Genomic DNA, 12,938 nt, shown 5'->3' with positions numbered 1-12,938 from the left:
CAAAAAAGCAGTAAACCTTTGTGATTTACTGTTTCTCAAATCGTTATATTCAATTATACAAACTGAGATTTAGATTTTAACCCTTAAGGAAAATAAAATGAGCTATTCTCCTGAAGCATGTTCTATAATATTATGGTTTAATGCAGAGTGTAGCTATATAGTCATTTCCATAACGTGATAATCTATGTCTTTTGTCACACGATTCATAAAAATCTATCATAGCGAGACCATTTTTAAGTTGTCCTCTAATCTGACTTTCTAAGGTATGGCTAAATTCATATCCATATTCTGGATTTATGATTATCTTGCCTTCCTCTTCAAGCTCTTTTGAATTAAAAGGTATTGAAAACTTTAAAAGTAATTCCTCATCAGGCTTGTCCCATACAATGTCAGCATCATACATGTATATCCAAGGGTTCATAAATCCGACCATTAACAGTCCTCCCTTTTTCAATACTCGAGAGGCTTCTTTATACATATTTTCTAAATCTTCTATATATACATTTGAAACTGGATTAAAAATAATATCAAAGGTTTCATTTTCAAATGGAAATGATTTTGTCATATCGCCTTGAATTGTATTGATTTTTAATCCTTCTCTTTTAGCAACCAACTCATCTCTTTCTAATTGTGATTTAGAAAAATCCATTATGGTGACATCATAACCTTTTGCAGCAAAAACGGGTCCCTGCTGTCCACCACCACAAGCTAAACCTAATATCCTTTTTCCGTTGGCTTTTTCAAACCATTCTGTTGGAACTTTTTTCCCAACAGTTAATGCAACAGAAATTGGATTATTTTTAACTTCTTCTAATTCTTCATGTGTCAATGGCTCAGTATAGTCATTTTTTACATTATTCCATCTATCTTCATTTAATTTTATATAATTGTTCATCTTATAATTTCCACGTAATTTTATATTATTTCGATTTAAGTTGAATAGGTTGCCATTACATTTTTCTCACCTCTACAAATTTCTAATTTCTTGAACTATTTTAATCTTGCTTTAATTTTTAATTTTTATTTTATTTGAAACTTTAATTTGTTATGTTTCAAATACAGCACTTTTATAAATTTACAATCTCTTTTCATGTATCAATTTATGTTCTTTGCTGTTCATATAATCTTTATGTTTATGATTATGATTATGCTTTTCCTCTAATATAAAATGACTATGCTCATGTTCATGCGTGATAATATGAGTATGTGTTTTCCCATCATGCGTGTGAACAATTATGTGAGAATGACTATGACTGTGACGTTTAACCATTGTATCATATGCAACAATTACGCTGCCGATTATCATAAAAACAAGACCAATGAAATATACCAAAGTAAGTTTTTCTCCATTTACTATAAATGCTAAAAAAGTTCCTACAAACGGAGCTACAGCATAATATGCACTAGTTTTTGTAGCACCTAAATCTCTTTGTGCTCTGATATACATAAAAATACTGAGCCCATATGCCACAAATCCAAGTAGCAAAGCAGCCATTATATATTTCATTTCAGGAATTCTTTCTCCCAAAATAAGGGCGACTATAAATGCACCGCTACCAGAGAAAAAACCTTTTAGTAAAACAATCTCATAAGTACTTTTATCTGAAATTTTTCTAGTGCAGTTATTTTCAAGTCCCCAACAGCAAGTTGCCAGTATAACAAACAATGAACCTAATGAAAACTTGAAACTTTCAGCCCCTTCAAATGAAAGAACTATACTTGATATTGTGATAAATCCAATAGCAATCCACAACTTTGATGTTACTTTCTCCTTAAATATCAAAAGAGCAATAATTGTTGTTGCTACAATTTCAAAGTTACCTAGCAGTGAAGCATTTGAGGCTGAACCAATATTTATACCAATCATAAGGGATATAGGTGCCGCAATATCAAGGACAATCATTCCAACAGTATAAGGTAAATCTGCCTTATTTAACTTTTCATACTTTTCTTCGACTTTCCTATGAAACAAGTACATAATACCTACACCTGTTCCAGCTCCCAAATATAGAAAAGATGCCATCAATGTCGGTGGAATCTTATTTAAAAGCACTTTAGAAAATGGTGTATTTATTGCATAAAAAATAGCCGCAAGCAATGCTAAAATTACCGCTATAAATTTTCTGCTTTTATCCATATTTAATAAATCAACTCCTTTTAGATAAATTCTCAATTTAACGCACTGTAGATGATCCTCATTTCACATGCTACATCTGAAATGCTGTTATCCAAAAACATATTCCGGCTATAAGTGAAATCGGAGTCATAACATATTTTTCTTTCTTACTTTTTGAAATCATGTTCATAATCGTATTCAAGGATAGGTAAGCGGCAAAGAAGAAACAAATATATTTAGTAACCTTGAAAGACAGCCACAGGGGAATAAAACCTCCGGATTGCAAAATAATGATCACGGCAAAAATTTGAATAGCTACCGAAATGACTGCCGCAAGTCTAAATTTCTTAGGTAAGATTTTATGTTGTCCACCCATTGTAAATTCGCCCAAAGGCAGACCGCAAGCAACAAGAACTGTCATAATTGCTATAATTCCAAATAATACTGCACCTAATATTGAAAACATAAATCACTATTCTCCTTTCGTAAAATACAAAATATTTCAGTTACAAATTCAACTTTGTTTCACTTAATATTCCTATAAAATTATAAGGAATTCTTGTCAAGTGTTCAAGTTTTATAGGTCTTTCTCAAGTTGGTCTTTTGGCTCACCTTTTCCTTTGTTCTTCCACCAATCGCTCAGGTCGACTAAGGATTGAGCGGCGGAAGGGATGAGAAGGAGGACATAGATATAGACATACTGGCTCTTGGTTTCCCAGAAGAAGTGGAAGAGGCCGCCCCCTAATAGAAAGATGAAGGGATAGAGGTCAAAAGGCGTCAGCTTTTCCTCGGCGACGAAAAATTTATGCAGGATAAAGAAACAGGAGAGCAGATAGATGCTGGCTAGCAGGGTCAAGAGCAGGAAATTAACAATCTGATAACCTTTTCTTTCCTCATAAATGCTGCGTAGGATAGTTGGTTTCATGTATTGTTGGCGCTCAATCTGAGGTCCAGTCCAAATAGACTGAAAAGTTGGCTCAGTCCAGGTCGACTTGACCTTTTCGTAGAAGAATTTCAGCGCATAAGCCGGATGCTTACTGAAGTGAATCAAAATGTCCTTCAAATCCCGAGTGGCCATTTCTGTAGCCAATTTTTCATCGTATTTGTTGCGCTTGAGAATCTTGGTATTGTAGGCATCGTACCAGCCTCCCAAGGTCTGCCGATTGGGATCATCCCGCAGGCCCATAGTGATGTAGGCGATTTTTGGGGTACCGACACCAATCTTGCCCCCAATCAGCTGCTCATAGTAGGCCGTCAGACCCTTGTTTGAAAGGACGATACCGGCTAAAATCAGGATGATGGCTAAGGGTTTCTTCCAAGACCATTTATAAAAGATGGACAGGAAGAAGACTCCAATCAGCATGATGGCAAAGATGATGTAGTTGTTGCGCAGGAGGCAGGCCAGACTAATACTGGCCGCTCCCAGCAAGGCATAGAGTAAATTTCCTTTCTGATCCAGCTTGATAAAAGCATAGAGACTGAGCAGACAGAAGAAGAGCCCGGGAATGGTACCGTAGACAAAGAGGATGAAAAAGAGTTGTGGTAGAAAGAGAAAGGTCAGCAGAATCGTGTATTTCTGGATCATTTCTCTGGCATTGAGGAGAGCTGTAATCTTATAAATCAAGAAATGACTGAGTAAAGTCCAGCCGACATTCATGCTAAAGGCAAATTGAGTCGTCGGAGAAATAAAAGTATAAAGTCGCTCCAGAGTCATCAGTCCTAGCTGATGGGGATTACGATACATGTAGCTTCCGACGGTTGTCAGCGAGCTGTAATCTCCTCGGTTAAAGGCTAGGGCTGCATTGAAAACGTGCTTGGCGTCAGCTCGGATGCGGCCATCGTAGGCCGTTATCAGAAAAATCGCTGCTGCTATAAAGATGAGGGACAGAAACCAAAAAAGATGCTTGGTCTGAACCTTTTCCAACAGAGGCCGGATTAAAAAGAGGCTGAGGAGAAAGAGCAGGAGAATAGGGTAGAAATACCAAGGATTACTGACGAATTGGACTCCTTCAGAAATTCTCAAAGGTATGTAAGTATGGGACAGCAGAATCTGCCCTGACAGGAAAAGCAAGGCAATCGCAGTCATGGTCAGAATCAGGAAGTAGCCTAGGTTGAAGATGGTATTAGAAAATTGCTTCATGAGGACCTGCCCTCCACCTTGACGAAATAGCGGTCTTCTCCCAGCTCAATCAGCTCGACTGGCTGGGGATAAAATTGATTCATGACCTCTTTTTGAAGAATGTCTTCTTTAGGACCTTGGGCTATGATTTCTCCTTCTTTTAGGAGCAGGACATGATCCATAGCAGCAGTGATTTCCTCTACATGGTGGGTGACATAGAGGATGGTTGGAGCTTGGTCCATCTGTGTAATCTTACCAATCTGATCCAGCAGGCGCTCGCGGGCAAAGAGATCCAGACCGCTGGTCGCTTCGTCTAAGATAAGCAGTTCTGGTTTTTCCATGAGACTGCGCGCAATCAGCAAGAGCTGCTTTTCCCCTTGAGACAGACTGATGTAGCTTCGGCCAATCAATTCTTGCCCGCCAATGGAAGCCAGCATTTCCCTAGCTTGGTTCAGCTCAGTTTGCCCGTAAGGAGCGTAGAGAATACTGCTTTTATACTTGCCTGTCAGGACGATTTCTTCAGATGTGAGACGGCTGGGCAGGCGTTCAGCAATGAAGGAGCCAACTACTCCAATCCTAGTTCGCAGCTGAGGAATGTCGCCGGCACCAAATTCCGTACCGAGAACCGTCACCTTGCCCTTAGTCTTCCAATGCTCAGCCATGAGCAAGCGCAGGAGAGTAGACTTTCCAGAACCGTTGAGACCGAGGATGGCCCAATGCTCCCCTTTTTTTACCTGCCAGTTGAGATCTTTTAAGATGGTTCGGCCTTGTTTAGCCAAGCTCACATTTTCCAGTTTGATAATCTTTTCCATTTTTACTCTTTCTTTCGTTAAATCTCCTTTATTATAACAAAATTTATGGTAAAATAACTGATAGGAGGAGTCAAATGTTTCATAAAAGTAAGCTGATGTTTTGGACCAGTGAGGTCCTTTTGCTAACGATTATTTTCTTTATCTGGCGCCAAATGGGGGATATGATAACCCCGATTGTTAGCGTTGTGAATACCATCTTGATTCCCTTTCTTGTGGGAGGATTTCTTTACTATATTACGAATCCGCTGGTGAAATTTCTCCAGGAAAAGCTCAAAATCAACCGAATGATTGGGATTCTAATTACGCTCAGCCTTTTATTTGGTTTGATTGCTTTGGGTGTTATTTATCTCTTGCCGATTTTGATTAATCAGCTGAGCAGCTTGATTAATTCAACGCAAGGCCTTTATTGGGAAATTCAAAGTTTTGTCAACCAATTATCTAAAAATCCGCTCTTTCGAAATCTGAATATCCAGTCCACCATCCAGCAGCTCAACCTGTCTTATGTGGACATTCTGCAAAATATTCTCAATAGTGTGACCAACAGTCTGGGCAGTGTTCTGTCAGCAGTTGTCAATACGCTGATGATTTTGATTATGACGCCGATTTTCTTGGTTTACTTCCTCATGGACGGCCATAAGCTTTTGCCCATGCTGGAGCGGACAGTCCTCAAGCGCGATAAGCTCAATATCTCCAGCTTGCTGACCAATCTCAATGCTACTGTTGCCCGCTATATCAGCGGGATTTCAATCGATGCCCTGATTATCGGTGCTCTGGCCTATATTGGCTATAGCGTGATTGGGCTCAAGTACGCTTTGGTCTTTGCTATTTTCTCCAGTCTGGCTAATCTGATTCCTTATGTAGGACCGAGCATCGGCTTGATTCCCATGGTCATTACGTATGCCTTTACCGATCCTCAGAAGATGGTGGCAGCCTTGATTTACATGCTGATTATCCAGCAGGTAGATGGCAATATCCTCTATCCCCGTATCGTTGGCGGTGTGATGAAGGTCCATCCTATTACCATCATGGTGCTCTTGCTCTTATCCAGCAATATCTATGGTGTACTGGGGATGATTGTGGCAATCCCGACCTATTCTATCCTTAAAGAAATCGCCAAATTCCTAGCAAATCTCTATGACAATCACAAGGAAGCCCAGCAGCAGAAGAAGAACGAAGAGTTTGGGATTATTAATAAATAAGTATGAGTTTGGAAATCGATTGATTCCAGAGTCTCAAGACCAGAAAATAAGACGGAAGAAGGGCCTCCCGTCTTATTTTCATTTCCTGTGCACTAAATTTAAAAATATGATATAATCAGATTTACTTATACATTTCGAGGAGAAAGAATCAATGGAAGACCCTGGCAGTCAGAATATTTTATGGCAAGCCTTACTACTGTTTATATTGACTTTGTTAAATGCCTTTTTCTCAGCAGCTGAGATGGCAATGGTATCGCTCAATCGGGCGCGTGTGGAGCAAAAGGCTGAAGAGGGTGACCTCAAGTATATCCGGCTCTTAGCTGTCTTAGAAAGCCCCAATAACTTCTTATCAACTATTCAGGTTGGGATTACTGTTATCAATATCCTGTCTGGGGCCAGTTTTGCGGATAATCTGGGGAAACTGTTCTCTTCTTGGATGGGAAATTCCGAAACAGCACGTGCTATCGGAACTTTCTTGGCTTTGGTCTTATTGACCTATATTTCTATTGTTTTGGGTGAGCTTTATCCCAAGCGCATTGCCATGAACCTGAAAGACAATCTAGCTGTGCGGGCTGCTCCGGTTATTATTTTTCTTGGCAAGATTGTCAGCCCCTTCGTTTGGTTGCTGTCAGCGTCGACTAATCTGCTGAGTCGGATAACCCCGATGAAGTTTGATGATGCAGACGAAAAAATGACTCGGGATGAGATTGAATATATGCTGACCAATAGTGAGGAGACCTTGGATGCAGATGAAATTGAGATGCTGCAGGGGATTTTCTCTCTGGATGAGCTGATGGCGCGTGAACTGATGGTGCCGCGGACGGATGCCTTTATGGTGGACATTCAGGACGATACCAAAGAAATTATCGAAAGCATTCTCAAACAGAGCTTCTCGCGGATTCCCGTTTATGATGGGGATAAGGACAATGTCATCGGTCTGATTCATACCAAGCGACTGCTTAATGAAGGATTCGTCAATGGTTTTGACAATATCGTTCTGCGTAAGATTCTGCAGGAGCCACTCTTTGTACCGGAAACCATGTTTGTCGATGATTTGCTCAAGGAGCTACGTAATACGCAAAACCAAATGGCAATTCTCTTGGATGAGTATGGCGGAATGGCTGGTCTGGTCACACTTGAAGACCTCTTGGAGGAGATTGTCGGTGAGATCGACGATGAGACAGACAAGGCTGAAATCGAAGTCCATGAAATCGGCGAGAATACCTACATCGTATTAGGAACCATGACCCTCAATGACTTTAATGAATACTTTGAAGTCGAAATCGAAAGCGACGATGTGGATACGATTGCTGGTTATTACTTGACTTGTGTGGGGACTATTCCAGATCCGAAAGAACGCATTAGCTATGAAGTCGAAAGTCAGAATAAGCAACTCATTTTAACCAATGACAAGGTAAAAAATGGCCGTGTTACGAAGGTTAAGGTTGAAATTTCAGAAATTGTTGAAGAAGCAGAAAAGGCTGAGAAATAAACTCAGCCTTTTAAGTTTCCTTCAAGTTTTTTATAAGTCTGTCTTAAGTTTCTGGGATTATACTAATAGCATCAAAATAGAAATGAGGACAGTCCAATGACATCTAAAGTTACTCTATATGATAAGCAAGTATTGACATCCTCACAGGCGCAAAAGTAAGAAAGGAAGTAATAAGAATCAGTAACGTTTAAAAAGCAGCAGAAGCCCTTAACTAATTTTTTCATATAAATCTCCTAAAACAAGTAAAAAGAATTTTGAGGCTCTTTGTCGCTCCAAAACAAAGCAGCCTTAGACTACTCATAAAAGAAACCACCTCTGCCAACTGGAAGGCAGAGGTGGTTTTGTGGTCTGGATGGAAATCAAGGTTATTCTTTCTGACGCTTAGCGAAATCCACAAAGCGAAATTTGTCAAGCTTGTGGCGGCTCTCGGTATATTGAAACTGGCGGCCGTCTGCCAGATAGACCTGAGACTTGACAGAGACGACCTGCTGGTCCTTGCCTAGGTCCATGAGAATCTTGTCTCGGTCATTGGCGTGGTCAATGGTAAATTCCTTCTTGGCATAGGCGATGTTGAGCTTTAAGTCATTTTCCAAATAGGCATAAATGGACTGCTCAGCGATTTCCCTTGTCAAGTCAGGGACGATGCCCTTGTCTAAATAGTCAATATCTAAGACAGAGGCGACTTGGTCTACAACACGCTGACGGACGATTCGCCAAACCAGTCGGTAGGGCGGGAAACCAGTGATGTCGGACAGTTTCTGATCCACGGTAATCTTTTCCAAGCTGACAACATTGGTTTTGGACTGCATATTATTCAGCTTGACTACCTCTTGATAGCTGGTCAGCTTAGACACTGGAAAGTCGAACTGTTCCTGCTTGATGATTTTGGAACCCTGTCCGCGAACCTTTTCAATCAATCCTTCTTCCTGCAGCAGAGCCAGAGCCTTGCGCACAGTGTCGCGGCTGACCTGGTAGTCTTCTGTCAGCTGGTGTTCGCTGGGCAAGAAGTCTCCGACTGCATAACGTTCGTCTAAAATATCTTTCTCAATCTGTTTGAACAATTGTTTGTATTTTTTCATCATAAACTCCACTTGTTTTCTTTTTCGCATACAACCTAGAAAATTTTATCAAAAATGAGGGCTTTTTTCAACAAACAACTTGCCTACATCTTTGAAATCGATTACAATAATTTGTAGAGATGTGTTGAAAAACTAACTCGTAAAAAATATAAGGAGAGTGCTGGATTCTCATTCAGCCAGTAGTCAAATGGGAAAATTTGAGAAGGAAGCCAAAGATCTGCTAGACGCAATCGGCGGCAAAGAGAATGTCACAGCAGTTAGCCACTGTGCAACGCGGATGCGCTTTGTACTTGGCGATGATAAAAAGGCAAATGTCAAGGCCATTGAGGCAATCCCAGTGGTCAAGGGAACTTTCACAAATGCTGGGCAATTCCAAGTTATCATTGGAAATGATGTGCCAATCTTTTACAATGACTTCACTGCTGTATCAGGTATTGAAGGAGTATCAAAAGAAGCAGCCAAGTCTGCTGCCAAGAGCAAGCAAAATCCCCTTCAGCGGGTTATGGCCACTCTGGCGGAAATTTTTACACCCTTGATTCCAGCCTTGATTGTCGGAGGGTTAATCCTTGGCTTCCGCAATGTTCTTGAGGGCGTGCATATTGAAGCTTTGGGTAGAAAGATTGTTGACGGAGTTGCACAAGTAAAAAATGGACAGCCGGTTTATAATACAATTGTTGATGTATCTAAATTCTGGAGCAATGTCAACGACTTTCTTTGGCTGCCGGCACAAGCAGTCTTCCACTTCTTACCAGTGGGGATTACTTGGTCTATCTCCCGTAAGATGGGAACCAGTCAGATTCTTGGGATTGTCTTAGGGATTTGTTTGGTTTCTCCACATTTGCTGAATGCTTATGATGTAGCCAATACCTCTAAAGCTGTGATTACTAAAGACTTCACTTGGTATTTTGGGATACTTGAGTTTCACAAATATGGTTACCAAGGTCAGGTCATTCCGGCTCTCTTGTCTGGTCTGTCTCTCTCATACTTAGAAATTTTCTGGCGTAAACGGATTCCGGAAGTGATTTCTATGATTTTTGTTCCTTTGCTTTCTCTGCTTCCAGCTCTGATTTTGGCCCACACGATTTTAGGTCCTTTTGGCTGGTGGGTTGGACAAGGCATGTCTAAGTTTGTATTTCTTGGTTTGACAGGATCGTTCAAATGGTTGTTTGGTGCAGTATTTGGTGCTCTTTATGCTCCGTTTGTGATTACAGGTCTTCACCATATGACCAATGCCATTGATACACAGTTAGCCAATGATTATGGTGGAACAGCTCTTTGGCCTATGATTGCTCTGTCTAATATTGCTCAAGGTTCAGCTGTATTTGCCTACTATCTCATGCATCGTCGTGATGAAAGAGAGGCACAAATTTCGCTTCCAGCAACCATTTCTGCTTACCTAGGAGTTACTGAGCCAGCTCTCTTCGGGGTCAACGTCAAGTACGTTTACCCATTTGTTGCGGGGATGATTGGTTCGTCTATTGCCGGAGTCTTGTCCCTTAGCTTTAATGTTACAGCAACTGGTATTGGTGTCGGAGGCTTACCAGCTATCCTTTCTATTCAAGCAAACTATTGGCTTCCTTTCCTTCTAGTTATGCTTGTAGCAATCCTTGTACCAATGTTCCTGACTTTCTTCTTCCACAAGATAGGCTTCTTGACGAAGACAGAGGAAGATCCAGAATTGCAGGCAGAGTTTGCAGCTCAGGAGGAGGCAGAATTTGCCGGGCCATCCAAAGCCGAGTCATCTCCAGAGGTGCAAGCAGCTGATTCATTGACCCCTGTAACAATCACCAGTCCGCTGGCAGGAGAAGTCAAAGAATTGAGTCAGGCAACGGATCCAGTCTTTGCACAAGGTTTGATGGGGCGTGGAGTTGTCATTGTACCTAGCCAAGGTGAGTTGGTTTCACCAGTTAATGGTAGAGTAACAGTCTTCTTCCCAACCAAGCATGCCATCGGTATCTTGTCAGATGAAGGGGTTGAAATCCTGATGCATATCGGAATGGACACTGTTAATCTGGAGGGCAAAGGCTTTGAAGGTTATGTGTCTCAGGGAGATAAGGTCAAGGTTGGCGACAAACTCATTTCCTTTGATATAGACATGATCAAGAAAGCAGGCTATGTAACAGAAACACCAGTCATCATTACGAACTCAGACAAGTATCAGGTGGAGGTGCTTGAACAACTTCCTCGGGTAGTTGAGCGAGGAAGTCAGTTGATGGCAGCTAATCCACTTTAAAGAAAAATGAAATGACTTATAGAAAGGGACGGTGCTTTAAAATCTGTCCCTTTTCTCAAAAAAGGAGAAAATATGACACTTGATAAAACAAAGGTTGTCTACCAAATTTATCCAAAATCTTTTAAAGACACAACTGGCAACGGTTTGGGAGATTTTCGCGGGATTATTGAAAAACTTCCTTACCTGAAAGAGCTGGGAGTGGATATGATCTGGCTCAATCCTTTCTATCCGAGTCCGCAACGGGACAATGGTTATGATATTTCTGACTATACTGCGGTTGATCCTATCTTTGGAGATATGGCGGATTTTGAAGAGATGGTCAAGGTCGGCCAGCAGCATGGTATTGACTTTATGCTGGATATGGTTCTCAATCATTGCTCGATTGAGCATGATTGGTTCCAAAAGGCACTGGCTGGGGATTCCTACTATCAGGACTTCTTTATCCTGCGAGATGAGCCAACGGACTGGCTGTCCAAGTTTGGCGGCAGTGCCTGGGCGCCATTTGGCGATACGGGCAAATATTATCTGCATCTCTATGATGTGACTCAAGCTGATCTTAACTGGCGCAATCCCAATGTTCGTCAAGAGCTCTTTAAAGTGGTGAATTTTTGGCGGGACAAAGGAGTCAAGGGCTTCCGCTTTGATGTCATCAATGTCATCGGAAAAGATGAGGTGCTGTTGGACTGTCCAGAGCAGGAGGGCAAGCCAGCCTATACTGATAAGCCAATCGTCCATGACTATCTGCGTATGATGAACGAAGCAACCTTTGGTCAGGACGATTCCGTTATGACGGTTGGCGAAATGAGTGCTACGACGATTGAAAATTGCATTCTTTACACGGCACCAGACCGGCAGGAGCTGTCCATGGCTTTTAATTTCCATCATCTCAAGGTGGACTATGAAGCTGGACAGAAGTGGACCCTTAAGGCCTTCGACTTTGAAGAGTTAAAACGCCTCTTCCATACTTGGGGCAAGGAAATGAGTAATCATGAAGGCTGGTCAGCTCTCTTTTGGAACAACCATGATCAGCCGCGAGCTCTCAACCGCTTTGTCGATGTAGAAAATTTCCGCAATGAAGGAGCGACCATGCTGGCAGCCAGTATTCATCTGTCGCGCGGGACGCCTTATATCTACATGGGGGAGGAGATTGGTATGGTGGACCCTGACTACGACTCCATGGAAGATTATGTAGATGTCGAGTCTCTCAATGCTTACCAGACTCTGCTTGCCGAAGGGCAATCGCCAGAGGCGGCCTTCAGGATTATCAAGGCTAAATCTCGTGATAATTCTCGGACGCCTATGCAGTGGGATGATTCGGTCAATGCAGGTTTTACAACAGGAACTCCATGGCTGAAGGTAGGCAAATCCTATCCTCTTATCAATATGGAAAATGAAATCAAGGGACCAATCTTTACCTTTTATCAGAAATTGATTGCCCTGCGTAAGGAACTGCCTATCATCGCAGAGGGCAGCTATCAGCCAGCCTATGAGGACAGTCCTCAGGTCTATGCCTTTGAGCGGGAGTGGCAAGGACAAAAACTTTTAGTCCTTAACAACTTCTATGCTGATCCGATTACGGTGGACATCCTACCAGACTATCAAAGCGGTCAGGTTCTCCTATCCAATTACGGCAAGACTCGGATTGACCATGTGATGACCCTGCAGCCATACGAAACCTTGGCAATCTTAGTAGGGGAAAACTAAAGTCTCGAAAGAATCTGGAAATGTTTCCAGATTCTTTTTTCTGTGTTTGGCCAGCCTAGACAAGTATTTTTGTGAAGAGAGAGAAACTAATACAGAATTTTAAGAAAGCCTTTGCAAATTCTGTGTCTTTTCTTTATAATAAAAATTAAATAGGATAATATACATTTATACAGAAAAGGAGAAG

At 41.5% G+C, this 12,938-nt stretch carries 10 protein-coding genes; 4 read left to right on the top strand and 6 right to left on the bottom strand.

Annotated features, from left to right (window positions below):
* Positions 1–130: 130 nt before the first annotated feature.
* From PCY71_RS09670 to PCY71_RS09650, 5 genes are all read right to left on the bottom strand, one after another.
* The gene (locus PCY71_RS09670; protein ID WP_002909119.1) at positions 131–895 is read right to left on the bottom strand and encodes a class I SAM-dependent methyltransferase; all 765 of its coding nucleotides are present in this window, start codon (positions 893–895) and stop codon (positions 131–133) included.
* Between the two features lie 180 nt (positions 896–1,075).
* Positions 1,076–2,137 (bottom strand): DMT family transporter, encoded by a 1,062-nt coding sequence (locus PCY71_RS09665; RefSeq protein WP_002909120.1) that lies wholly within the window; start codon positions 2,135–2,137, stop codon positions 1,076–1,078.
* Between the two features lie 70 nt (positions 2,138–2,207).
* Positions 2,208–2,582: a hypothetical protein gene (locus PCY71_RS09660; RefSeq protein ID WP_002909121.1), complete on the bottom strand. Its 375-nt coding sequence runs from the start codon at positions 2,580–2,582 to the stop codon at positions 2,208–2,210.
* Positions 2,583–2,693: 111 nt separating this feature from the next.
* Positions 2,694–4,256 carry a beta-carotene 15,15'-monooxygenase gene (locus PCY71_RS09655; RefSeq protein WP_048773004.1) on the bottom strand — a complete coding sequence of 521 codons (1,563 nt, stop codon included), beginning with the start codon at positions 4,254–4,256 and terminating at the stop codon, positions 2,694–2,696.
* On the bottom strand, positions 4,253–5,047 hold the full coding sequence (locus tag PCY71_RS09650; protein WP_048773009.1) for an ABC transporter ATP-binding protein: 795 nt from the start codon (positions 5,045–5,047) through the stop codon (positions 4,253–4,255). The genes PCY71_RS09655 and PCY71_RS09650 overlap by 4 nt, the downstream gene beginning before the upstream one ends.
* 74 nt (positions 5,048–5,121) lie before the next feature.
* Between PCY71_RS09650 and PCY71_RS09645 the strand changes: the two genes are divergently transcribed.
* Entirely contained in the window at positions 5,122–6,246 is a 1,125-nt protein-coding gene (locus PCY71_RS09645) for an AI-2E family transporter (RefSeq protein WP_002897049.1), read from the top strand.
* A gap of 151 nt (positions 6,247–6,397) precedes the next feature.
* Positions 6,398–7,738: a hemolysin family protein gene (locus PCY71_RS09640; protein ID WP_048773013.1), complete on the top strand. Its 1,341-nt coding sequence runs from the start codon at positions 6,398–6,400 to the stop codon at positions 7,736–7,738.
* A gap of 365 nt (positions 7,739–8,103) precedes the next feature.
* Here the strand turns inward: PCY71_RS09640 and treR are convergent, their stop codons facing one another.
* Positions 8,104–8,817: a trehalose operon repressor gene (treR, locus tag PCY71_RS09635; protein WP_048773017.1), complete on the bottom strand. Its 714-nt coding sequence runs from the start codon at positions 8,815–8,817 to the stop codon at positions 8,104–8,106.
* Between the two features lie 187 nt (positions 8,818–9,004).
* Between treR and treP the strand changes: the two genes are divergently transcribed.
* Positions 9,005–11,050 carry a PTS system trehalose-specific EIIBC component gene (treP, locus tag PCY71_RS09630; protein ID WP_048773020.1) on the top strand — a complete coding sequence of 682 codons (2,046 nt, stop codon included), beginning with the start codon at positions 9,005–9,007 and terminating at the stop codon, positions 11,048–11,050.
* Between the two features lie 72 nt (positions 11,051–11,122).
* On the top strand, positions 11,123–12,754 hold the full coding sequence (gene treC / locus PCY71_RS09625; protein WP_048773023.1) for an alpha,alpha-phosphotrehalase: 1,632 nt from the start codon (positions 11,123–11,125) through the stop codon (positions 12,752–12,754).
* Positions 12,755–12,938: the final 184 nt, after the last annotated feature.

This window comes from Streptococcus sp. SN3 (assembly GCF_030439905.1).
Note: the sequence above shows the minus strand (reverse complement) of the source record. Positions and strands in the feature narration are given on the sequence as shown.

Coding starts and splice junctions, on each gene's coding strand:
- treC (WP_048773023.1), top strand. CDS start 11,123: ATGACACTTGATAAAACAAAGGTTGTCTACCAAATTTATCCAAAATCT.
- PCY71_RS09660 (WP_002909121.1), bottom strand. CDS start 2,582: ATGTTTTCAATATTAGGTGCAGTATTATTTGGAATTATAGCAATTATG.
- PCY71_RS09645 (WP_002897049.1), top strand. CDS start 5,122: ATGTTTCATAAAAGTAAGCTGATGTTTTGGACCAGTGAGGTCCTTTTG.
- PCY71_RS09640 (WP_048773013.1), top strand. CDS start 6,398: ATGGAAGACCCTGGCAGTCAGAATATTTTATGGCAAGCCTTACTACTG.
- PCY71_RS09665 (WP_002909120.1), bottom strand. CDS start 2,137: ATGGATAAAAGCAGAAAATTTATAGCGGTAATTTTAGCATTGCTTGCG.
- treR (WP_048773017.1), bottom strand. CDS start 8,817: ATGAAAAAATACAAACAATTGTTCAAACAGATTGAGAAAGATATTTTA.
- treP (WP_048773020.1), top strand. CDS start 9,005: ATGGGAAAATTTGAGAAGGAAGCCAAAGATCTGCTAGACGCAATCGGC.
- PCY71_RS09655 (WP_048773004.1), bottom strand. CDS start 4,256: ATGAAGCAATTTTCTAATACCATCTTCAACCTAGGCTACTTCCTGATT.
- PCY71_RS09670 (WP_002909119.1), bottom strand. CDS start 895: ATGAACAATTATATAAAATTAAATGAAGATAGATGGAATAATGTAAAA.
- PCY71_RS09650 (WP_048773009.1), bottom strand. CDS start 5,047: ATGGAAAAGATTATCAAACTGGAAAATGTGAGCTTGGCTAAACAAGGC.